This is a genomic window from Streptomyces meridianus, from assembly GCF_023703325.1.
GTDB classification, from domain to species: domain Bacteria; phylum Actinomycetota; class Actinomycetes; order Streptomycetales; family Streptomycetaceae; genus Streptomyces; species Streptomyces meridianus.
The window spans coordinates 57,817-79,332 of record NZ_JAMQGM010000008.1 but is presented as its reverse complement, the minus strand read 5'-3'; the positions used below and the strand labels follow the sequence as shown (position 1 = coordinate 79,332).

General features: G+C 72.1%; 22 protein-coding genes and 1 riboswitch. Of the genes, 10 read left to right on the top strand and 12 right to left on the bottom strand.

Annotation, left to right across the window (positions count from 1 at the left end; genetic code table 11):
• Positions 1-8 precede the first annotated feature (8 nt).
• Together M1E25_RS03560 and M1E25_RS03555 are read left to right on the top strand one after the other, a co-directional pair.
• Positions 9-614 (top strand): TetR/AcrR family transcriptional regulator, encoded by a 606-nt coding sequence (locus tag M1E25_RS03560; protein WP_251409353.1) that lies wholly within the window; start codon positions 9-11, stop codon positions 612-614.
• A 432-nt stretch (positions 615-1,046) separates the two neighbouring features.
• A complete protein-coding gene (locus tag M1E25_RS03555; RefSeq protein WP_251409352.1) occupies positions 1,047-2,573 on the top strand; it encodes a phytoene desaturase family protein in 1,527 nt (508 codons plus the stop codon).
• Between the two features lie 22 nt (positions 2,574-2,595).
• On the opposite strand, the gene M1E25_RS03550 is transcribed toward M1E25_RS03555, so the two are convergent.
• The 6 genes from M1E25_RS03550 to M1E25_RS03525 all read right to left on the bottom strand — a co-directional run bounded on the left by M1E25_RS03550 (position 2,596) and on the right by M1E25_RS03525 (position 7,459).
• The gene (locus M1E25_RS03550) at positions 2,596-3,594 is read right to left on the bottom strand and encodes a hypothetical protein (RefSeq protein WP_251409351.1); all 999 of its coding nucleotides are present in this window, start codon (positions 3,592-3,594) and stop codon (positions 2,596-2,598) included.
• 33 nt (positions 3,595-3,627) lie between these two features.
• Positions 3,628-4,545: a methylenetetrahydrofolate reductase [NAD(P)H] gene (gene metF, locus M1E25_RS03545; RefSeq protein WP_251409350.1), complete on the bottom strand. Its 918-nt coding sequence runs from the start codon at positions 4,543-4,545 to the stop codon at positions 3,628-3,630.
• Positions 4,546-4,652: 107 nt separating this feature from the next.
• Positions 4,653-5,303, bottom strand: coding sequence for a thiamine phosphate synthase (gene thiE, locus M1E25_RS03540; protein WP_251409349.1), 651 nt, complete (start codon positions 5,301-5,303; stop codon positions 4,653-4,655).
• Between the two features lie 72 nt (positions 5,304-5,375).
• The gene (locus M1E25_RS03535; RefSeq protein ID WP_251409348.1) at positions 5,376-5,741 is read right to left on the bottom strand and encodes an Rv2175c family DNA-binding protein; all 366 of its coding nucleotides are present in this window, start codon (positions 5,739-5,741) and stop codon (positions 5,376-5,378) included.
• A 57-nt stretch (positions 5,742-5,798) separates the two neighbouring features.
• Complete coding sequence (locus M1E25_RS03530) at positions 5,799-7,037, bottom strand: NAD(P)/FAD-dependent oxidoreductase (RefSeq protein ID WP_308290385.1); 1,239 nt, start codon at positions 7,035-7,037, stop codon at positions 5,799-5,801.
• Between the two features lie 53 nt (positions 7,038-7,090).
• Positions 7,091-7,459, bottom strand: a complete 369-nt coding sequence (locus M1E25_RS03525) for an avidin-fold protein (protein WP_251409347.1) — start codon at positions 7,457-7,459, stop codon at positions 7,091-7,093.
• Between the two features lie 100 nt (positions 7,460-7,559).
• A riboswitch (TPP riboswitch) is annotated at positions 7,560-7,672 on the top strand.
• Here M1E25_RS03525 and thiO point away from each other — a divergent pair.
• From thiO to M1E25_RS03500, 5 genes are all read left to right on the top strand, one after another.
• Positions 7,670-8,911 carry a glycine oxidase ThiO gene (gene thiO, locus M1E25_RS03520; RefSeq protein WP_251409346.1) on the top strand — a complete coding sequence of 414 codons (1,242 nt, stop codon included), beginning with the start codon at positions 7,670-7,672 and terminating at the stop codon, positions 8,909-8,911. (Overlaps the previous riboswitch by 3 nt.)
• Before the next feature lie 57 nt (positions 8,912-8,968).
• Positions 8,969-9,169 (top strand): sulfur carrier protein ThiS, encoded by a 201-nt coding sequence (gene thiS, locus M1E25_RS03515; protein ID WP_251409343.1) that lies wholly within the window; start codon positions 8,969-8,971, stop codon positions 9,167-9,169.
• Between the two features lie 40 nt (positions 9,170-9,209).
• A complete protein-coding gene (locus M1E25_RS03510) occupies positions 9,210-10,040 on the top strand; it encodes a thiazole synthase (protein ID WP_308290387.1) in 831 nt (276 codons plus the stop codon).
• A 133-nt stretch (positions 10,041-10,173) separates the two neighbouring features.
• Positions 10,174-12,069, top strand: a complete 1,896-nt coding sequence (pknB, locus tag M1E25_RS03505; protein ID WP_251409340.1) for a Stk1 family PASTA domain-containing Ser/Thr kinase — start codon at positions 10,174-10,176, stop codon at positions 12,067-12,069.
• 108 nt (positions 12,070-12,177) lie between these two features.
• Positions 12,178-13,059, top strand: a complete 882-nt coding sequence (locus M1E25_RS03500) for a deoxyribonuclease IV (RefSeq protein WP_251409663.1) — start codon at positions 12,178-12,180, stop codon at positions 13,057-13,059.
• A 24-nt stretch (positions 13,060-13,083) separates the two neighbouring features.
• Here the strand turns inward: M1E25_RS03500 and M1E25_RS03495 are convergent, their stop codons facing one another.
• Positions 13,084-13,707: a sulfite oxidase-like oxidoreductase gene (locus tag M1E25_RS03495; protein ID WP_251409337.1), complete on the bottom strand. Its 624-nt coding sequence runs from the start codon at positions 13,705-13,707 to the stop codon at positions 13,084-13,086.
• Positions 13,708-13,866: 159 nt separating this feature from the next.
• Here M1E25_RS03495 and bfr point away from each other — a divergent pair, with 159 nt between their 5' ends.
• Entirely contained in the window at positions 13,867-14,346 is a 480-nt protein-coding gene (gene bfr, locus M1E25_RS03490) for a bacterioferritin (RefSeq protein ID WP_251409333.1), read from the top strand.
• Between the two features lie 31 nt (positions 14,347-14,377).
• On the opposite strand, the gene M1E25_RS03485 is transcribed toward bfr, so the two are convergent.
• Both M1E25_RS03485 and M1E25_RS03480 read right to left on the bottom strand, forming a co-directional pair.
• Positions 14,378-14,626: a (2Fe-2S)-binding protein gene (locus tag M1E25_RS03485; protein WP_308290384.1), complete on the bottom strand. Its 249-nt coding sequence runs from the start codon at positions 14,624-14,626 to the stop codon at positions 14,378-14,380.
• A gap of 146 nt (positions 14,627-14,772) precedes the next feature.
• Positions 14,773-16,122, bottom strand: coding sequence for a class II 3-deoxy-7-phosphoheptulonate synthase (locus tag M1E25_RS03480; protein ID WP_251409327.1), 1,350 nt, complete (start codon positions 16,120-16,122; stop codon positions 14,773-14,775).
• A 112-nt stretch (positions 16,123-16,234) separates the two neighbouring features.
• Here M1E25_RS03480 and M1E25_RS26025 point away from each other — a divergent pair, with 112 nt between their 5' ends.
• Both M1E25_RS26025 and M1E25_RS03475 read left to right on the top strand, forming a co-directional pair.
• Positions 16,235-16,291 (top strand): trp operon leader peptide, encoded by a 57-nt coding sequence (locus M1E25_RS26025; RefSeq protein WP_505016598.1) that lies wholly within the window; start codon positions 16,235-16,237, stop codon positions 16,289-16,291.
• Between the two features lie 97 nt (positions 16,292-16,388).
• A complete protein-coding gene (locus M1E25_RS03475) occupies positions 16,389-18,314 on the top strand; it encodes an anthranilate synthase family protein (protein WP_251409324.1) in 1,926 nt (641 codons plus the stop codon).
• Positions 18,315-18,380: 66 nt separating this feature from the next.
• On the opposite strand, the gene M1E25_RS03470 is transcribed toward M1E25_RS03475, so the two are convergent.
• The 3 genes from M1E25_RS03470 to macS form a co-directional block, all read right to left on the bottom strand.
• The gene (locus tag M1E25_RS03470; RefSeq protein WP_251409322.1) at positions 18,381-19,409 is read right to left on the bottom strand and encodes a 6-phosphofructokinase; all 1,029 of its coding nucleotides are present in this window, start codon (positions 19,407-19,409) and stop codon (positions 18,381-18,383) included.
• Positions 19,410-19,554: 145 nt separating this feature from the next.
• Positions 19,555-20,238, bottom strand: coding sequence for a response regulator (locus M1E25_RS03465; protein WP_251409319.1), 684 nt, complete (start codon positions 20,236-20,238; stop codon positions 19,555-19,557).
• Positions 20,235-21,515 carry a MacS family sensor histidine kinase gene (gene macS / locus M1E25_RS03460; RefSeq protein ID WP_251409317.1) on the bottom strand — a complete coding sequence of 427 codons (1,281 nt, stop codon included), beginning with the start codon at positions 21,513-21,515 and terminating at the stop codon, positions 20,235-20,237. The genes M1E25_RS03465 and macS overlap by 4 nt, the downstream gene beginning before the upstream one ends.
• Position 21,516: the final 1 nt, after the last annotated feature.

Genomic DNA, 21,516 nt, shown 5'->3' with positions numbered 1-21,516 from the left:
ATCAGCCCATGGACACCAGCCCCCGACGCCGGGCCACCCGGACGAAGCTCTACGAAGCCGCCGTCACGCTGATCGCGGAGAAGGGCTTCTCCTCGACCACGGTCGACGAGATCGCCGAACGGGCCGGGGTCGCCAAGGGCACGGTCTACTACAACTTCGCCAGCAAGAACGAGTTGTTCGAGGAACTCCTGCGGCACGGCGTGGGCATGCTCGCGCAGTCGCTGCAGCAGGCGGCCGACACCGCACTCGCCGACAACGGCACCCGGGTCGACGCACTGGATTCGATGATCCGGGCCGGCCTGGAGTTCATCGACCGGTACCCGGCCTTCACGCAGCTCTACGTCGCGGAGCTGTGGCGTACCAACCGGGCCTGGCAGTCGACCCTCCGGACGCTGCGCCGCCAGGTCGTCACGGTGGTGGAGGACGTGCTGCGGGACGCCGTGGCCACGGGCGAGCTGAACGATGAGATCGACGTGCAGCTCACGGCCTCCGCGCTCGTCGGGATGGTCCTGGTGGCCGCTCTCGACTGGCAGGCCTTCCAGCCGGAGCGGTCGGTGGACGACATCCACGCGGCCCTCTCGCTGCTGTTGCAGGGGCGCGTGAGCGGCAGCTGACCGGGGCTGTCCCGGCCCGCGTCGGTACGCCGCCCCGGCGCGGCCCGATCCCCCGTCGAACCGCGCCGGAACGGCGCGTTCCCCCGTTCCCCGTTTTCCGGATCCCGTCGGCCGGTCTCCCGGTCCTCGGGGCTCCGGTCCCCCGTCCCCCTCCCTGCACTGCAGGGCTCCCCCGCCGGGCACCCCGTTCCCCCGTGGGTGCCTTCCCCCGTACGGAAGGAGACCGGGCCGGTCCGCCGCCCCGTGCCGGCGGTTCGGTCCTGTCCCCCGTCCGTGACCACCACTCTGCCGTCCCGGCCGTGCGGCGCCCATCCGTATCCGTACTCAACTCCGCGTCTGGGTACGGGTACTCAGGCGTTGAGCAGGGACGACGAAAGAGGGCGGCCGGGCCCACGGACGCCCGGGCCCGCACCCCGGGTTAGGGTTCCGGCCATGGCACGGATTGCGGTGATCGGCGCTGGGATGGGCGCCATGGCGGCCGCCGCCCGGCTGGCCACGGCGGGCCACCGGGTGACGGTGTACGAGCGTTCGGCAACCCACGGCGGGGCCGTCCGGCGCTTCGAGCGGGACGGGTTCGGCTTCGACACCGGGCCCGGACTCCTCCATCTCCCCGCCGTCCACCGGGACCTGTTCGTCAAGACCGGGAAGCGTTCGCTCGAGGAGTGCGTCGAGCTGACCCAGGTGGACCCGGCGAGCGTCCATCTGTTCCCCGACGGCACCCGGCTCGCCCTGCCGAACGCTTCCCGGGCCGGCGTGGTCCGGGCGCTGGACGCCGCCCTCGCTCCCGGTGCCGGAGAGCGCTGGGGCGAGCTGGTGAACCGGGCCCGTACCGCCTGGGACGCCATCCGGCGCCCTCTGCTGGAGGAGCCGATGAGCCCGGACCGCGCGGCTCTGCTGGGGCAGGACCCCTATCCGGCACTGCCCCGGCGCCGGCTGCTCGGGCGGAAGCAGCAGCCACGCACCCTGGCCGAGGTCGCGCGCAACGAACTGCGCGATCCGCGCCAGGTGGCCCTGCTGGAGAGCCACGCCCTGGCGTACGGCTTCGACTCCCGTACGGCGCCGCCGAGTTCGGCCGTTCTGGCCTATCTGGAGCACACCTTCGGCACCTGGTACGTGCGCGGCGGGATGCGGGCGCTCGCCGACGCCGTCCACGAGCGCTGCCGGGAGCGGGGCGTCGCCTTCGCCTTCGGCGCCGAGGTGGTGCGGATCCTGGAACGGGACGGGAAGGCCGCCGGGCTGGAACTCGCCGACGGCAGCGAGGCCGCGGCGGACATCGTGGTTGCGGGAGTCCACCCGTCGGCGGTGGCCGGCCTGCGGGGCGGCTCCCCGCACGCCGGCCGGGGACCGCAGGAGGGGGACGGCCGCGGCGACCGGGTGCCCGGCCGGTTCACCGTCTGCCTGGCGCTGCGCGGTACGCGCCCGGCGGAGGCGGCGCATCGCACCGTCGTGCACACAACGGACCCCGAGACGGAAGCGGCCTCGGTGTTCGGCGACGGCCCGCGCGAACCCTGCGAGCGGCCCACCGTGACCGTCCTGCGCCCGGACGACGCGGCTCTGCGCCCCGACGAGGCACACGAGTCCGTCACGCTGACCGCCACCGTGGCACCGATCGGCCCCGTCGTGTGGGACGAGGAGAGGGCCGGGCGGCTGGCCGACCGAATGGTCGAAGCCGCCACGGCGGCGATACCGGGGTTGCCGCAACGGGTGCTGTGGCGCCGGGTGCACACGCCCGCCGACACGGCTTCCGAGACCGGGACGTCCGACGGTGCGGTGCCGCGCCCCGCGCTGGTCGGCGCGGAGGGCGGGCTGCTGCTGCCCGGCAACACCACCCGGCTCCCCGGCCTCTACCTGGTGGGCGGCTGGGCTCACCCGGGCGGCGGACTCGCGCACACCGGCATGTCCGGCGCTCTGGTCGCCGGACTGATCGTCGAAGGGGACGGCTGGCGGGGGTCGTCCTGAGCTCTTCCGGCCCGGGGGAAGCTCAGTAGCGGTACTGGCCGTCGTAGCCCGTCTCGTACGGCTCGTGGTTGTCGTAGCCGCCCTGGTAGGGGTAGGGCTGTTCCCCGTCCTGCTGCTGGTACTGCTGGTCGCCGTCGCGCTGCTGCGGGACCCACACGCCGCCGGGTGGCGTTTCCGTGCCGTACTGCTGCCGGCCGTAGGGGTCGGCCGGATAACCGCTGGTGTCGTAGCCCTGGCCGTAACCGGAGTAGGGGTCGTAACCCTGCTGTCCGTACGGGTCCGTGTAGCCGGCGTACTGCCCGCTGTTGTTGTAGTCGAACCCGGCCTCGGCGTAGGCATCCTGCCCGCCGGTGTATATGCCCTGGCCGTCGGGGCCCGCCTGGCCGCCGGGATATCCGCCGTCGCCGTAGGTGCTGTGGGCCGCCGCGTTGACGTCCTGGCCGTACGGGTCGAGTCCGCCCTGGCCGTAGCCGGTGTAGCCCGGGTAGCCGTCGTAGATGCCCTGCTGCTCGGCGGCCTGCCGGGCGCTGTCGTCGTAGACGCCGTACTGGCCGGTCTCGTCCGGCATCGGCTGGGGGGTGTAGACGGGATCGGGCGCCTCGGCATGGGCGGACGGCACCGCGTCAGGAGCGGTCTCGGAGCCCTCGTGGCCGTCGTGGCCCTCGTAGTCCTGACGGTGGTCGTCGTAGGTCTCCCGGTCGTCGTAGCCGTCGTACGCCTCGCCGTACTCCGGCACGTCGTCGTCCCGGCGGCGGGCCCAGGCCGGGGCGTTGGGCACCGACCAGCCCGAGGAGAAGCCGCTGCGGAAGGAGAGCGTGACGTACGTCTGGCCGATCGCGAACGCGATCGCTCCGGCTCCGATCACCGGCACCGAGGGCACCAGCACACCGAGGACGACGGTCAGGAAGCCGACGAAGGCCAGCAGCCGCCAGCGCAGCCGCGCCTTGTACTGCAGCAGCACCTCGCCGAGCAGCCACAGAGCGACGATTCCGAACGCGATATAGAGGACCGTCCAGCCCATGTACGCCCCTCTCCTGCCGGTGACCGGCCGCTGTCAGGACTGCTGATGCAAACCGAGATTCTCGTAGATTTCCAGCGTTGCCGTGGAGTGGTTCAGGGTAATGAAGTGCAGGCCGGGGATGTCCTCGGACATCAGGCGCGCACAGAGCTCCGTGGCGTACTCGATGCCCATGGAGCGTACAGCGGCCGGATCGTCCTCGACCGCCAGGATGCGTTCCGCCAGCTCGGGCGGGAACGCCGCGTTGCTGAGCTGGGCGAACCGCTCGATCTGCCGGACGTTCGTGACCGGCATGATCTCCGGGATGATGGGGGTCTCGCAACCGGCCGCCGCGACCCGGTCGCGCAGGCGGAGGTAGTCGTCCGGGTAGAAGAACATCTGCGTGATCGCGAAGTCCGCACCCGCCCGGCATTTGTCGACGAAATGACGAACGTCACTCTGCCAGTCCGTCGAACGCGGGTGCATCTCGGGGAAGGCCGCGACGCCCACGCAGAAGTCACCGGACTCCTTGATCAGCCGGACCAGGTCGGCCGCGTACTGCACTCCCTCGGGGTGCGGCACCCACTCGCCCATCGGGTCGCCAGGCGGATCGCCGCGCAGTGCCAGCATGTTGCGGATCCCGGCGTCGGCGTAACGCCCGATGATGTTCCTGAGCTCGGCGACGGAGTGCTCGACGGCGGTGAGATGCGCCACCGGCGTGAGCGTGGTGTCCGTCGCGATGCGCTCGGTGGCGCGAACCGTCCCGTCGCGCGAGGACCCCCCGGCTCCGTACGTCACGGAGACGAAGGTGGGCGCCACCGCCTCGATGCGACGGATGGCGTTCCACAGGGTCCGCTCACCCTTCTCGGTCTTCGGCGCGGCGAACTCGAACGAGAACGATCGCTCGCCGGAAGCGAGCAGGTCACGTACGGTGCGCGCGCGATCCGACCGGGTGGAAGCAGTACCAAGGGCCATACGGGCAGGTTAACCAGCGGGCTCCCGCACCCCCAATCGACGAGCCCATATGTCCGATTGACCGGGCTCCTGTCCAGCCCTCGGACAGCCCGTCACTCAGGGTGCCGTCACGCACTCCGCTCGCGGATCGTCTTCGCCAGCCCGGTGGCAGCCGCACCCGGATCGTCGGCCTCGGTGATCGCACGGACCACGACCGCGCGGCGCGCTCCGGCATCCAGCACGGCCTCGATGTTCGAGGCGTCGATGCCGCCGATGGCGAACCACGGCCGGGACGGGTGCAGCGCGGCTGCGTACCGGACCAAGGCGAGCCCGGGGGCGGGGCGGCCCGGCTTGGTGGGAGTGGGCCAGCAGGGCCCGGTGCAGAAGTAGTCGGTGCCGGGCTCGGTGACGGCGGCGTCCACCTCCGCCTCGGCGTGGGTGGACCGGCCGATCAGCACCCGGTCGCCGAGGATCGCGCGTGCCGCCGGGACCGGCAGGTCGCCCTGGCCCAGGTGCAGGACGGCGGAGCGGGCCGCGTGGGCCACGTCCGCCCGGTCGTTCACCGCGAGCAGCTTGCCGTGCCGGCGGCACGCGTCGGCGAAGACCTCGAGGTGCTCGAGTTCCTCCGCCGCCTCCATGCCCTTGTCGCGCAGCTGGACGATGTCCACACCGCCGGCGAGCACCGCGTCGAGGAAGTCCGCAAGGTCGCCCTGCCTCCGCCGGGCGTCGGTGCACAGATAGAGGCGGGCATCGGACAGCTGCTCGCGCGCGGTGGTCATGGTCCCCTCGGGATCGTGGTGTACGGGCCCGGGAGCGGTCCCCGGCCCGTACACCGGATGGTGTCGCCGCGGTCAGACCGCGAGGGCCTGGGCCCGGCGCTTCACTTCGGTGCCACGGTTCTCCCGCAGAGCCTGCGCCGGCGTTCCGGGAAGGCTCGGGTCAGGCGTGAAGAGCCATTCCAGCATCTCCTCGTCGGTGAAGCCGTCGTCCCGCAGGAGCGTCAGGGTGCCCACGAGGCCCTTGACGATCCTGCCGTCGCCGATGAAGTCGGCGGGCACCTGCAGCACCCGGTTCTCTCCGCGGCGCACCGCGATCAGCGAGCCCTCCTTCACCAGCTGCCGGACGCGGGTCACTTCGACCCCCAGCAGCTCGGCGATCTCGGGAAGGTTCAGCCACGCGGGGACGAGCGCATCGGTCTTGGTGTCAATCTCGGTCACGGGACAAGCCTGCCATCCGCAACCGACAGTCGGTAGCCGGGCACCGCCGGGCGGTGGTCACGACACGGCCGACTTCAGCGGAACGGACGGATCCGCGGCCTTGAGCGGGTCCAGACGGGCGCCGCGCTCGATGAGTCTGCGCCCCTGGGCGAGATCGCGCGGACGGCCGACGGCCAGCAGCGCCACCAGGACGCCGTCGTGCTGCCAGCACACGGTCCAGGCCGGGGTGCCCGGGTCCCCGCGCCAGATCAGGGTGTCCGCCGCCGTGTGGTGGCCGGCGTACTGCACGAACCGGCCGAACTGCTCGGACCAGAAGTAGGGCACCGGGTCGTAGTCCAGTCCGTACTCCTCCTTGCCCACGACGTGCACGGCCCCGACGATGTTGGCGGCGACCGTGCTCGGCCCCTGCAGGGCGTTGTCCCAGTGGTGGACGAGCAGGCGGGCCCCGTAGCGGGCGGAGGGGAACGAGGCACAGTCCCCGACCGCGTGCACATCGGGCAGGTTGGTGCGCAACCGGTGATCCGCCCGGATCGAGGCGTCGGGGCACAGTTCGATACCGGAACCGGCGAGCCAGCCCGTGGCCGGGCGGGCGCCGATCCCCACGACCACGGAGTCGGCGGTCAGCCGGCTGCCGTCGTCCAGAAGGACACCCCCGGCTTCGACGGCGACCACGCGGGCGCCGGTCAGCAGCCGGACGCCGTGGTCCGCGTACCAGCTGCCCATGTGGACGGCGACCTCCGCGGGCAGGGCGTCGGCCAGCGGGCGGTCCGCCGCCTCGACCACCGTGACCGGGCAGCCGGCCTCCAGGGCGGCGGTGGCGAACTCCGCGCCGATCCAGCCCGCGCCCACCACGACGATCTCGCGCTGCTCCGCCAGCACCGACCGGAGCCGGCGCGCGTCGTCGAGAGTACGGAGCACGTGGACACCGGGAAGGTGGGCGCTCTCCGGAAGGGTGATGGCCTCCGCGCCGGTTGCGATGACCAGGCGGTCGTACCCGACCGGCCCGGTGTCGGTGTCGACCGTCCGCCCGTCCGGGCGCAGGGCGGTGGCCCGCCGTCCCAGCATCAGCTCGATGCCGAGAGCGTCGAAGTCGATGTCGAACGCGGACCCCTCGGCGGTTCCGAGCAGCACGGCCTTGGACAGGGGCGGGCGGTCGTAGGGCTGGTGGGGTTCCTCCCCCAGCAGCGTCACCGATCCGCTCCAGCCCTGCTCGCGCAGGGCGACCGCAGTCTGCACGCCCGCCATTCCCGCGCCCACGATCAGGGCTCGCTGCTCCGCCTGCCTGTCTCCGCTCACAAGGTCACTCTAGGTCTCGGGAGGGCCCGGGCGCCGCTCGGGCTGACACTGCGTCACGTCGTCGGCTGTTCCATCGCGCTCGTACCGGTGACCTGTTCCACCACGCTCGTCCCGCTGCCGCTCTGCGATTCCCACTCCCAGGCCTCGTCCAGGCGTACCCGCCCGTCGGGCAGCTCGACGACCGCGCTCCGGCAGTGGCCGCCGGACGTCGTTCCGTCGTGCTTCAGCTGCACGTAGCGGAAATCCAGCCGGTCGCCGTCGCGGGTGCCGACGAGATGGCCGCGGACGATGTCGCCGCCCGCGTACTCCGCCCAGACCGTGCCGTCCTGCTCCCGGTAGGCGAACCGGGTCCCGGTGCCGACCTGGCCGGGCTCCTGGTCGCTGACGGGGGCCAGGACGAGTCCGTCCAGTGATCGGGCCATGTGCGGTCGCTCCTTCGGTTCGTCGCGGCAGGTGAGGCGTTAGGGTGAACGGCACGCCGTGACAAGGGGAGTCGCCCCGCCCCGCTGTCCCGGCCGGGAACAACCTACCCGCGGGAGCCCGGCGCACCGGGCTGAGAGGGGGGCTGCTGCGGCCTCCGACCGTACGAACCTGATCCGGGTCATGCCGGCGAAGGGAGGAGACGGACGTCCATGCGCACCTCATCGAACAGCCCCGGCGGCAGCCTGCGGAAATCCTGCGACGTCCTCGTCATCGGTGGCGGGATCATCGGGCTGGTGACGGCATGGCGGGCGGCGCAGCGCGGCCTGCGCACCGCCGTGGCCGATCCGGCGCCCGGAGGCGGTGCCGCCGGGGTGGCGGCCGGGATGCTCGCGGCCGTGACCGAGCTCCACTACGGCGAGGAGCTGCTGCTGGGCCTCAACCTCGCCTCGGCGCGGCGCTATCCCGCGTTCGCGGCGGAGCTGGAGGAGGCGTCGGGCCAGGAGATCGGTTACCGGGCGTGCGGAACTCTGGCGGTCGCTCTGGACGCCGACGACCGGGCCCATCTGCGGGAGCTGCACGCGCTCCAGCAGCGCTGCGGCCTGGAGTCCACCTGGCTGACGGGGCGCGAAAGCCGGCGTCTGGAACCCATGCTGGCGCCTGCGGTCCGCGGAGGGCTGCGGGTGGACGGCGACCACCAGGTCGATCCCCGCCGGCTGGCGTCCGCCCTGCTGACTTCCTGCGAACGGGCGGGCGTCGTCTTCCACCCCGGCCTGGCCGGGCAGCTGTCGGTCGTCCGCGACCGGGCGGCGGGGGCCGTCCTGCAGGACGGCGCCGAGATCTCCGCGGACCAGGTCGTTCTCGCCGCCGGCTGTCGAAGCGGCGCGCTCGCCGGGGTGCCGCCCGAGGTGCTGCCGCCGGTCCGCCCGGTCAAGGGCCAGGTGCTACGGCTGCGGATACCGGGGACGTACGCGCCGTTCCTCTCCCGGACCGTGCGGGCCGTGGTGCGCGGTGGGCACGTCTATCTGGTTCCGCGGGAGAACGGGGAGCTGGTGGTGGGCGCGACCAGCGAGGAGCTCGGCTGGGACACCACGGTGACCGCGGGCGGCGTCTACGAACTGCTGCGCGACGCCCACGAACTGGTGCCCGGTGTGACGGAACTGCCGCTCGTCGAGACGCTGGCGGGGCTGCGGCCGGGTTCGCCGGACAACGCGCCGCTGCTCGGCCCGACGGCGCTGCCCGGGCTGCAGCTGGCGACGGGCCACTACCGCAACGGCGTGTTGCTCACCCCGGTCACCGGGGACGTCATGGCCGAGGCGCTGACCACCGGCGAGCTCACGGCGGAGGCGCAGCCCTTTTCCCCGGACCGCTTCACGACGTCCGCGGACTCCTCCGCGGCTGCCGCACCTTCCGTCCGCCCCGCGGGCTTCGCCCCATCCGCCGACTCCCCCTGAATCCCCTCCCCCGCCGCACGGACGGCCGGGGCCGCCCCGGACCCAGGAGCAGACCGCATGATCGTCTCCCTCAACGGCGAACCGCGCGAGGTCCCGCCCGGGACCACGCTCGACCATCTCGTCGCCACACTCACCACGGCCCCGTCGGGCGTCGCCGCCGCGCTGAACGAGACGGTGGTGCCGCGCGGCCGGTGGGCCGGGACCGCACTCGCCGACCGGGACCGCGTCGAGGTCCTCACCGCCGTACAAGGAGGCTGAGCCGTTGCTGCACGAGACGCAGGAGACCGAGCGGGCCGCTGTGCCCCTACGGCCCGGGGCCACCGCCGCGGATCCGGCAGCCGATCCGCTGGTGATCGGCGGGACGTCGTTCGGTTCGCGGCTGATCATGGGAACCGGCGGGGCGCCCAGCCTGGACGTGCTCGAGCGTTCGCTGGCCGCCTCCGGGACCGAGCTGACGACCGTCGCCATGCGACGCCTGGACCCGACCGTGCAGGGATCGGTGCTGTCCGTCCTCGGCAGGCTGGGCCTGCGGGTGCTGCCCAACACCGCAGGCTGCTTCACCGCCGGGGAGGCCGTCCTGACCGCCCGGCTCGCCCGTGAGGCCCTGGGCACCGACTGGATCAAGCTCGAGGTGGTGGCCGACGAGCGGACCCTGCTGCCCGACCCCGTCGAGACGCTGGAGGCGGCGGAGACCCTGGTCGACGACGGTTTCACCGTCCTGCCGTACACCAACGACGACCCCGTGCTGGCGCAGAGGCTGCAGGACGCCGGCTGCGCGGCGATCATGCCCCTCGGTTCACCCATCGGCTCCGGCCTGGGCATTCGCAATCCGCACAACTTCCAGCTGATCGTCGATCGGGCGGAGGTGCCGGTGATCCTCGACGCCGGGGCGGGAACCGCATCGGACGCCTCGCTGGCGATGGAGCTCGGCTGTGCGGCTGTGATGCTCGCCTCAGCCGTGACCCGGGCGCAGGAGCCGGTGCTGATGGCCGAGGCGATGCGGCACGCGGTCACCGCCGGACGGCTGGCGCGCCGCGCGGGACGCATCCCGCGGCGGCACTTCGCCACCGCATCCTCCTCCGGGGACGGATTGGCGGCCCTCGACCCGGAGCGGCCCGCCTTCGGCTGAGCCCCCCGTCGGGCTGCACGGCCGGGTGCCGGGGGCAAGGGTAGGGGGTCCGGTTGTCACTGTTGGGGTACGAGTGCACCGGTTCGGGAGGCAAGGATGATTCCGTCGCCGGGCGGCTCGTAGACTCCCCTGCGTGGATACGACCCTCCAGGACCCCCTCGTCGGGTATGTGCTCGATGGCCGGTACCGGGTAGAGGCGCGGATCGCCGTGGGCGGGATGGCCACCGTCTACCGGGCCGTCGACACTCGCCTCGACCGGGTGCTGGCGCTCAAGGTGATGCATCCGGGCCTCGCCGCCGACGGCGCTTTCGTCGACCGCTTCATCCGTGAGGCCAAGTCCGTCGCCCGGCTCGCGCACCCCAACGTGGTCAGCGTGTACGACCAGGGCACGGACGGCTCGTACGTCTATCTCGCGATGGAGTACGTCGCCGGGTGCACCCTGCGCGACGTGCTGCGTGAGCGGGGAGCGCTGCAGCCCCGTGCGGCGCTGGACATCCTCGAGCCGGTCCTGGCGGCGCTCGGCGCCGCACACCGCGCCGGACTGGTGCACCGGGACATGAAGCCCGAGAACGTGCTGATAGGGGCGGACGGCCGGGTCAAGGTCGCCGACTTCGGACTGGTGCGGGCCGTGGACACGAACATCACGGTCACCGGCGGGGCCCTGCTGGGCACAGTCTCCTACCTGGCCCCCGAGCAGATCGAGGACGGCACGGCGGGCACCGCCGCCGACGTGTACGCCTGCGGTGTGGTGCTGTACGAGATGCTGACGGGCGCCAAGCCGCGCTCCGGCTCCACCGCGGCCCAGGTGCTCTACCAGCATCTGCACGAGGACGTGCCGGCGCCCTCCGCCGCCGTCCCCGGTCTGGCTCCGGCTCTGGACGGCCTGGTGGCCGCGGCGACCGCCCGCGACCCGCGCGCCCGGCCCGGTGACGCGGTGGCACTGTTCGGGCAGGCCCGCGCGGTCCGCTCGACGCTCACGGACGCCGAGTTGGACGCCGTGCCGCCGCTGGCCCAGGGCACGGGCGAGGTGCGCTCCGTCGCGCAGGGGCTGTCCGACCGCACCGCGGCGATCCCGCGGGGAGACCGGGACGGGGCACTGAACCGCACCAGCGTGCTGCAGTCCCCGCCGGCGTCCGGCGGTTCCCGCCGCGCCCGGCCGCGGCGGGGACTCGCCGCGGTCCTGGCCGCCGTCCTGCTGGTGTTCGGCGTCGGCGTCGGCGTCTGGTACATCAACACCGGGCAGTTCACGCAGGTGCCGGGGGTGCGGAGCCTGCCGGAGCAGGAAGCCGTGCGGAAGCTGCAGGCGGAGGGGCTGGACGTGCGCGCCGAGCGGGCGTTCAGCGATGTCACCGACCGCGGGCACGTGATCGACACCGAGCCGGGGCCCGGCGAGCGGATCCGGGACAACGGCACCGTGACGATGACCGTTTCCAGGGGACCGGAGATCGTGAAGGTCCCGGACCTCGAGGGCATGCCACTGGCGCAGGCGAAGCAACGGCTGCGGGACGCGGGCCTGGAGCCCGGGATGGTCACCGAGCGGTTCTCCGACGGCGGTGCCAAGGGCACGGTGATCTCGACCGATCCGCGGGCCGGCAGCCGGCACCGCGCCGACACGGCCGTCGCGCTCACCGTCAGCAAGGGCGAACCGGTGGAGGCCCCGGACGTCATCGGCCTGTCCCTGCCGGACGCCCGGCAGGAGCTGCGCGAGGCGGGGCTGCGGGTCGAGGTATCGGGCAAGCGGGTCCATTCCGAGGAGGATCGGAACACGGTCGCCGAACAGGTGCCGTCCGAGGGCGACGAGGTCGCGCGCGGCGACACCGTCACCCTCACCCTGTCGAAGGGCCCGCAGCTGGTCGAGGTCCCCGATGTCGAGGGGCAGAGCCTCGACGAGGCCAAGCGGAAGCTGGAGGACGCCGGCTTCACCGTCGACGTCAGCCGCTTCTTCTTCGGCGACACCGTCTTCGACCAGTCCGTGAACGGTGGCGAGAAGGCACCGCGCGGCAGCACGATCAAGATCCGCGTGCGCTGAGGTCCGTCCGGCGGCGATCCGGCCGGGGGCACCGGCCGGATCGCCGCCGGTGCCTGGCACCCTGGTGGTGTGGCGCACCCTCCGCAGGACACCTCACCGCTCGCTGCGCTGCCCGCCCGCGCCGGCGTGGCCGCCCGCCGCAACCCGGTCGGCAGCCACGTACCGGTGGCCGGCGGGCTCGCCTCGACCGGGCTGCGCTACGCGCTGGACCTGGACGCCGAGGCCGTACAGGTCTTCGTCGCCAACCCCCGCGGCTGGGCCATGCCTCCGGGAAGCCCGCGCCAGGACGAGGAGTTCCGGGCGGCCTGCGCCGCGCAGTCCCTCCCGGCGTTCGTCCACGCCCCCTATCTGATCAACTTCGGGTCCCACACAGCCGCCACGGTCGACCGGTCGGTCGACTCCCTGCGCCACTCGCTGCGCCGCGGACGGGACATCGGCGCGCTCGGCGTGGTCGTCCACACCGGGTCGGCGACCGGCGGGCGGCCGCGGGGCGAGGCGCTGGCCCAGGCGGGCGAACGGATACGGCCGCTGCTCGACGAGCTGACGCACGACGACGACCCGTGGCTGCTGCTCGAGCCCACCGCCGGCCAGGGCTCCTCGCTGTGCTCACTGGCCGAGGACCTCGGGCCGTACTTCGACGTCCTCGGGCGCCACCCCCGGCTCGGGGTGTGTCTCGACACCTGCCACGCGTTCGCTGCCGGGCACGACATGGCCGCACCGGGCGGCACGAAGGCCCTGCTCGACGAGCTGGTGGACACGGTCGGCGAGGGCCGTCTGCGGCTGATCCACGCCAACGACTCGAAGGACGTCGCCGGGGCGCACAAGGACCGGCACGAGAACATCGGGACCGGTCATATCGGCGCGGACGCGTTTCGTGTGCTGTTCGGCCATCCGGCCTCCGACGGGGTGCCGCTGGTGGTCGAGACTCCGGGCGGCAAGGTGGGGCACGCCGCGGATGTGGCCCGGCTGAAGGCGCTGCGCGAGCTCTGATCGGCCGGCGGCGTGCCGCTGAACCTACAGCTCCGGCCCGTCCCCCGGCTCCTCCTGGTAGGAGTAGCGCTGTTCCTTCCACGGATCGCCGATGTTGTGGTAGCCCCGCTCCTCCCAGAAGCCGCGGCGGTCGGCGGTCATGTACTCCACGCCGCGGACCCACTTGGGCCCCTTCCACGCGTACAGGTGCGGCACGATCAGCCGCACCGGGAAGCCGTGTTCGGCGGTGAGGAGTTCCCCGTCCTTGTGGGTGGCGAAGACGGTCCGCCCGGAGGCGAAATCGGAGAGGCGCAGGTTCGAGCTGAAACCGTATTCGGCCCACACCATCACATGGGTCACGTCGGGCGCCGGCGGTGCGAGCTCCAGGACGGTGGCCGCGGCGACACCACCCCATTCGGCCCCCAGCATGCTGAACTTCGTGACGCAGTGGAGGTCGGCGACGACCGTGGTGTACGGCAGGGCCGAGAAATCCTCGTGGTTCCAGCAGTGCTTGTCACCGTCGGCGGTGGCACCGAAGACCCTGAACTCCCACCGGTCGGCCTTGAACTTGGGCACCGGACCGTAGTGGGTGACCGGCCAGCCGCGCTGGAGCCTCTGACCGGGAGGGAGGTCCTGCTGTGCCCCTTCGCGGTTCTCCGGCTGCGCCATGGCTCCATGGTGACAGACCCCGCGGTGTGGTCGTCACCAGGGCACGGCCGGCAGACCCCGGGCGCGGTTAGCACGCACTTACTGGAAGCGGATGCCGGGCGGTGCGAGTATGCGCACATACGCCCGTTTTCTTGGCTTTATCCGGAAGGAGCCGCTGCGATGCAGGGCGATCCCGAGGTCATCGAGTTCCTCAACGAGCAGCTGACGGCCGAGCTCACCGCGATCAACCAGTACTTCCTGCACTCCAAGATGCAGGAGAACTTCGGCTGGCCGAAACTCGCGAAGTACACGCGGGCGGAGTCGTTCGACGAGATGAAGCACGCGGAGGTGCTGACCGACCGCATCCTGCTCCTCGACGCCCTCCCGAACTACCAGCGGCTGTTCCATGTGCGCGTGGGCCAGACCGTCACCGAGATGTTCCAGGCGGACCGCCAGGTGGAGCTCGAGGCCATCGACCGCCTCAGGCGCGGCATCGAGATCATGCGGGCCAAGGGCGACATCACGTCCGCCAACATCTTCGAGAGCATCCTGGCCGACGAGGAACACCACATCGACTATCTCGAGACCCAGCTCGACCTCATCGAGAAGCTCGGCGAACCGCTCTACATCGCCCAGCTCGTGGAACAGCCGGACAGCTGACGGACGGACGGAGCGGCGGGGGCGGGTGCGGTCAGGCGGCTTCGACGGCGAAGGGGGCCCGTTCGGCGCCGACGGGCAGCCCGGCGACGAGCACGTCCTGGTGCCGCTGGTTCGGTCCGCGCCCCAGCAGCGTCTGGATCCGGCGCACGCACGAGCCGCAGTCGGTGCCGGCTTTGCAGGCGGAGGCGATCTGCCGGGGCGTGCAAGCCCCGGTGTCCGCATGTTCGCGCACCTGCTCCTCCGTGATGCCGAAGCACGAGCAGATGTACATGCGGTTCACCCCCGTCAACGGGTCGGTCGGGCTCGAGGTCGTTCGCCCCGCTGATCAGTGAGGCAACCCTTACCTTACCTGTACCACCCGTACCGCAACAATCCTGTGGGGCACGGATCGGTGTGATCCGTGCCCCACAGGCTCACTCGCGGGTGCTACTGGCCGCGGTACATCTCCGCCACGAGGAACGCCAGGTCCAGGGACTGGCTCCGGTTGAGGCGGGGGTCGCAGGCCGTCTCGTAACGCTGGTGCAGATCGTCCACGAAGATCTCGTGGCCGCCGCCGACGCACTCGGTGACGTCGTCGCCGGTCAGCTCCACGTGGATGCCGCCGGGGTGGGTTCCGAGGCTCTTGTGCACCTCGAAGAAGCCCTTGACCTCGTCGAGCACGTCGTCGAAGCGCCGCGTCTTGTGGCCGGAGGCCGCCTCGAAGGTGTTGCCGTGCATCGGGTCGCACACCCACGCCACCTGGGCGCCCGAGGCCGTCACCTTCTCCACCAGCGTCGGCAGGCGGTCGCGCACCTTGTCCGCACCCATGCGCGTGATGAACGTCAGACGGCCGGGTTCACGGTCCGGGTCGAGCCGGTCGACGAGGGTCAGCGCCTCCTCGGGCGTGGTCGTCGGACCGAGCTTCACACCGATCGGGTTCCGGACCCGGGACGCGAATTCGACGTGCGCGCCGTCCACTTGGCGGGTGCGCTCACCGATCCAGAGCATGTGCCCCGAGACGTCGTACAGGTCGCCGGTACGCGAGTCCGTGCGGGTCAGCGCGGACTCGTAGTCCAGGACCAGCGCCTCGTGGGAGGCGAAGAACTCGACCGTCTTGAACTCCTCCGGGTCGACCCCGCAGGCGTTCATGAAGTTCAGCGCCCGGTCGATCTCGCGCGCCAGCGCCTCGTAGCGCTGACCGGAGGGCGAGGACTTCACGAAGTCCTGGTTCCAGGCGTGGACCTGGCGCAGATCGGCGTATCCACCCGTGGTGAAGGCACGGACGAGGTTCAGGGTGGCCGAGGACGCGTGGTACATCCGCTTCAGCCGCTCCGGGTCCGGACGGCGGGCCTCGGCGGTGAACTCGAAGCCGTTGACGGAGTCGCCGCGATAGGTCGGCAGGGTCACGCCGTCGCGGGTCTCGGTGGACTTCGAACGCGGCTTGCTGTACTGGCCTGCGATCCGGCCGACCTTCACGACCGGCACGGAACCGGCGTAGGTCAGCACCGCCCCCATCTGGAGCAGCGTCTTGAGCTTGTTGCGGATCTGGTCGGCCCCGACGGCGTCGAACGCCTCGGCGCAGTCGCCGCCCTGCAGCAGGAACGCCTCGCCCTTGGCGACGGCTCCCAGGCGGGCACGCAACTGGTCGCACTCGCCCGCGAAGACGAGCGGAGGATACGACTCGAGGTCCGCGATCACGTCGCGCAGAGCCTCGGTGTCGGGCCACTCGGGCTGCTGCGCCGCGGGCAGGTCTCGCCAGGTGTTGCCACCGGCTCGGGATTCAGCGTTCACGGTCACGGAACCCACACTACGTGGTCACCCCCGGGGCCCGACCCGCTGCCCACGGATTGAGACACGGAAGCCACCCATCGGTCACCGTGTCCGGAATCCGTACGCTAAGGTTCTCGCCATGTACGCGCAGACGACCCGCACCTGGTGGTGGACCGCTTTCCCGGCGGCCCGCTGACTGCGCGTACCCACAGCGACGCGAAGGCCGCCCGAGGGGCGGCCTTCTTCCGTTTCACCGGCCGTTCCTCCGATCCGCAGCTCCGGAAGGAACCGTCATGCAGCTTGATCCCGCCACGCTCGTCGAGCGGCTGGCCGCGGACGACTGCCCCCCGTTCGCCCTCCTCCACCGAAGCACCCCGGGCCGGGCCGGCGCCGGGACCGTCGAGGTCCTCGTCGGCCCGGTCCGGGACGTCGAGCGGCTGGATGCCATCCCGCTTCCGAAGGGCGCGACCGGCGCACCGGCCACCGACGCCCTCGTCCTCGTCCCGTTCCGGCAGATCCGCGAGCGGGGCTTCGAAGCCACGGACGACGGAACGCCACTGAGCGTCCTGTTCCCCGACGAGACGCACGAACTGCCGTCGGCCGGGCTGCTCGAGGCCCTCCCGTCGCACCGGGTGAACGTCGAGGACGGCCGGTTCGACGTGGACGACGACGCGTACGCATCGACCGTCCGGCGGGTGCTCGAGGACGAGATCGGGCGCGGCGAGGGCGCCAACTTCGTGATCCGGCGCACCTACGAGGGGGTGCTGCCTGGCTTTCGTCGCGCGGACGCGCTCGCCCTGTTCCGGCACCTGCTGACCGGCGAGCGCGGCGCTTACTGGACGTTCGTGGTGCACACCGGTGAGCGGACGTTGGTCGGGGCCGGCCCCGAGGTGCACGTACGCATGTCCGGCGGCACGGTCGTGATGAATCCCATCAGCGGCACCTACAGCTACCCGGACGCGGGGCCCACCACCGAGGGGCTGCTCGCCTTCCTGCACGACCCCAAGGAGGTGGAGGAGCTGTCGATGGTCGTGGACGAGGAGCTCAAGATGATGTGCACCGTGGGCGACATGGGAGGCATCGTCATCGGCCCGCGGCTCAAGGAGATGGCCCACCTCGCCCACACCGAGTACGAACTGCGCGGCCGCAGCTCCCTCGACGTGCGGGAGGTGCTGAAGGAGACGATGTTCGCCGCGACGGTCACCGGCTCACCGGTGCAGAACGCCTGCCGGGTGATCCGGCGGTACGAGCCGGGCGGGCGCGGTTACTACGCGGGGGCACTGGCCCTCATCGGACGCGACGCCACGGGGTCGCAGACCCTGGACTCCCCGATCCTGATCCGGACCGCGGACATCGACGCCGCCGGTCGGCTCAGGCTCCCCGTGGGCGCCACCCTCGTACGCCACTCGGACCCCCGCGGCGAAGTGGCCGAAACCCACGCCAAGGCCGCGGGTGTGCTGTCCGCCCTCGGTGTGCGGCCCGCACCGGCAGGGCCCGGGGACGGAGTGCCGCCCCGGCTCGCGGACGACCCGCGGGTGCGGGCCGCACTGGACGCCCGCCGCGCCGGTCTCGCGCCGTTCTGGCTGCGGATGCGGACCGAGGCGGACGCGCAGGTCCGCACGGCGGCCATGGCCGGGCACGTCCTGGTGATCGATGCCGAGGACACCTTCACGGCGATGCTCGCCCACCTGATCCGCTCGTCCGGCCCCGAGGTGACGGTGCGGCGCCACGACGAGCCGGGGCTGCACGACGCCGCAGCGGCGCACCCCGGTCCGGTGGTGCTCGGCCCCGGGCCCGGTGACCCGCGGGACACCGCCGACCCGAAGATGCGGTTCCTGCGTTATCTGGCCGCCGGACTGGTCCGGGAGCACCGGCACGGGCTGCTCGGGGTGTGCCTGGGGCACGAGCTGATCGCCGCCGAGATGGGGCTGGAGATCGTGCGCAAGGACGTCCCGTTCCAGGGGGCCCAGGAGACGGTGGACTTCTTCGGGCGGGACGAGACCGTCGGCTTCTACAACACGTTCACGGCCCGCTGCGACGCGAAGGCCGAAGCCGAACTCGCCATGCACCGGGTGGAACTCGGCCGCGATCCGGTGACGGGCGACGTGCACGCCCTGCGCGGTCCGGGGTTCGCGGGCGTGCAGTTCCACCCTGAGTCGGTGCTGACCCTGAACGGGTCCGCGCTCACGGCGGACCTCCTGGCGGGCGTCCTGGTCTGAGCTGAGCGCTGGTCCGAGCGCAGCGGAGGGACAGCGGCGACGCGTCCGGGCGGTCCGGATCCGCCGTCACCCGAAGAAGACCCCGGCCTCCGCGTACAGCGCCGGGTCGACCGTCTTGAGCCGGGCGGTCGCCTCCGCGATCGGCACCCGCACGATGTCCGTGCCGCGCAGGGCCACCATCGAGCCGAAGTCGCCGTCGTGCACGGCATCCACGGCGTGCAGCCCGAACCGGGTGGCGAGCCAGCGGTCGAAGGCGCTCGGGGTGCCGCCGCGCTGGATGTGTCCCAGTACCGTGGTCCGCGCCTCGTTCCCGGTTCGGTTCTCGATCTCCTTGGCGAGCCATTCGCCGACGCCGGAGAGCCGGACGTGCCCGAACGCGTCGTGCGAGCCGTCCTTGAGCACCATGCCGCCCTCCCGGGGCATGGCTCCTTCGGCCACCACGACGATCGGGGCGTACCGGACCCGGAACCGGGATTCGATCCACGCGCACACCTCGTCCACGTCGAAGCGCTGCTCGGGGATCAGGATGACGTTGGCCCCGCCGGCCAGGCCGGAGTGCAGGGCGATCCATCCCGCATGACGCCCCATCACCTCGACGACGAGCACCCGCATGTGCGACTCGGCGGTGGTGTGCAGCCGGTCGATGGCCTCGGTGGCGATGTTGACCGCGGTGTCGAAGCCGAACGTGTAGTCCGTGGCCGACAGGTCGTTGTCGATGGTCTTGGGGACGCCGACGCACTTGATGCCGAACTCGTCGCAGAGCCGGGCGGCGACACCGAGCGTGTCCTCCCCGCCGATCGCGATCAGCGCGTCGATCTCGGCCTTGGCGAGGTTGTCCTTGATCCGCCGGACGCCGTCGTCTGCCGTGAAGGGGTTGGTGCGGGACGAGCCGAGGACGGTTCCGCCGCGCGGCAGGATTCCGCGCACCTCGGGAATGCCGAGCGGCACGGCGCGCCCCTCGAGAAGGCCCCGCCAGCCGTCGCGGAAGCCGGTGAACCCGTAGCCGTACTCCTGGACGCCTTTGCGGACAGCGGCGCGGATCACGGCGTTGAGCCCCGGGCAGTCGCCACCACCGGTCAGCACTCCGACGCGCATGGCACTTCCCCTTCCTCGCAACGGGACGGTCCCGGTCCGTCCACCATGGTGGCGCACGTCACAGGAGGGAAGGGGGTTGCAGCCGGTGCCGGACGAGGATGTTGCCGGTTCTCCTCACCCGGACGGGCGGGCGCTCGCCCCCGGCTCAGTCCTCGTCGAGGCCGCGCTCGATGGCGTACCGGACCAGCTCCACCCGGTTGTGCAGCTGGAGCTTGCCCAGGGTGTTCTGCACGTGGTTCTGCACTGTCCGGTGCGAGATGACCAGCCGCTCGGCGATCTGCTTGTAGGACAGCCCCTTGGCCACCAGGCGCAGCACCTCCGTCTCCCGCTCGGTGAGGCGCGGCGCATCGGACGTCTCGGGTTCCGCGGCGCCCGAGGCGGCCGCCAGCCGGCGGTACTCGCCGAGCACCAGCCCGGCCAGGCCGGGCGTGAACACCGGGTCCCCGACGGCGGTCCGGCTCACCGCGTCGAGCAGTTCCTCGGGGGCGGCAGACTTCAGCAGGTATCCGGTGGCACCGGACTTGACGGCCTCCAGGACGTCCGCGTGTTCCCCGCTCGCGGACAGCACCAGCACCCGCAGCGCCGGATCCGAGCCGACCAGCTCCTTGCAGACCTGGACACCGGGCAGGCCGGGCAGGTTGAGGTCGAGGACAAGCACATCGGGGGACGCGGCCCGGGCCCGGCGCACCGCCTGCGGGCCGTCGCCGGCGGTCGCCACCACGTCGAATCCGGCCGCGGCGAGGTCGCGGGCGACGGCGTCCCGCCACATCGGATGATCGTCGACCACCATCACCTTCACGGCCTTGTGCTGCGGGTTCTGTTCGTTCATGGCCCTGCCTCGCTCACCCGGGGAACCTTCATTTCGACTTCGGTGCCCTGCCCCGGGACGGACAGCAGTTCCGCGCCGCCGCCCAGCTCCCGCAGACGTCCCCGGATCGAGAGGGCGACACCCAGCCGCCCCTCCCGTTCGGCATCGGCCAGCCGACCGTCCGGGATTCCGGGGCCGTCGTCCCGAACCGTCACGATCACCGCGTCCGGCTCGTCCTCGACCAGAATCCACGCCTGTGCTCCTTCGCCCGCGTGCAGGCGCACATTGTCGAGGGCGGCACCGACGGCCGCCGCAAGTTCGGCGGCGGCGCCCGCGGTCAGCAGCACCGGCGTGCCCGGTTCCGCGAAGGACACCCCGGCGCCGGCGTAGGCCGCCAGCAGGGCTCGCAGGTCGCACGGTTCGGCAGCGGGTTCCGTCCGGCCGGCCGCCCCTGCCCCGGTCTTCCGGCCGCGATCCGGCCGTGCCCGTCGGACCGGCCGTGCCGGGAGGTGTGCCGCGACCGCCGGCGTCAGGCCGGAGTGCTCGCCGTCCTCGCTCCCGGCAGCCGGGACGAGTCCGCCGGAGACCAGCGCACGCAGCGCCGCCTCCTGCTCACCGGCCATCCGGCCGAGATCGGCGGCCTCACCGCCGATCGCGCTCCCGCGCCGCTGCACCATGGCGAGGACCTGGAGAACGCTGTCGTGGATGTCGCGGGCGAGCCGCTCGCGTTCCCGGGTGGCCGCCTCGATCCGCAGGGCGCGGGCGAGGGTGTGTTCACTGACCCGCGCCACCTCGACGACGTACCCGATCGCCACGCTCGCCACCCAGACCAGCAGCACGTTGTGCACGGAGTCCTGGGTGAATCCCCGGATCGCGGCGAAGTTCGCGGCGCCGACCATCGCCGAGGTCACCGCGGCCCAGCGCCAGCCGCCCTTGACGGCGAAGCCGAGCACGGCCCCGGCGGTCCAGATCGACGGCAGCGTGGGGCTGCCCGCAGCGATGCGCTCGGCCGTGTCGACGACAGGTGTCAGCAGGATGCCGACGAGGGCGAACGTCAGATCCGCGACCAGGAACCGCCGGGTGCAACGCTCGGCGGAGGACACCTTCCGGACCGTGAGCCCCACCCACACCGTGAGCGCCCCCAGGTAGGCCCCGGCGCCGAGCGGGTGCGCATAGCCGCGGAACGCGTAGACGTACAGCGCGATCGCGTAGCAGAGGGTCAGTACCCGGTAGACGGTCAGCGCTCGCCACAACGGCTGCTCGACCGACATCCTCATCACCGCGCCGCCCCTGGCCATC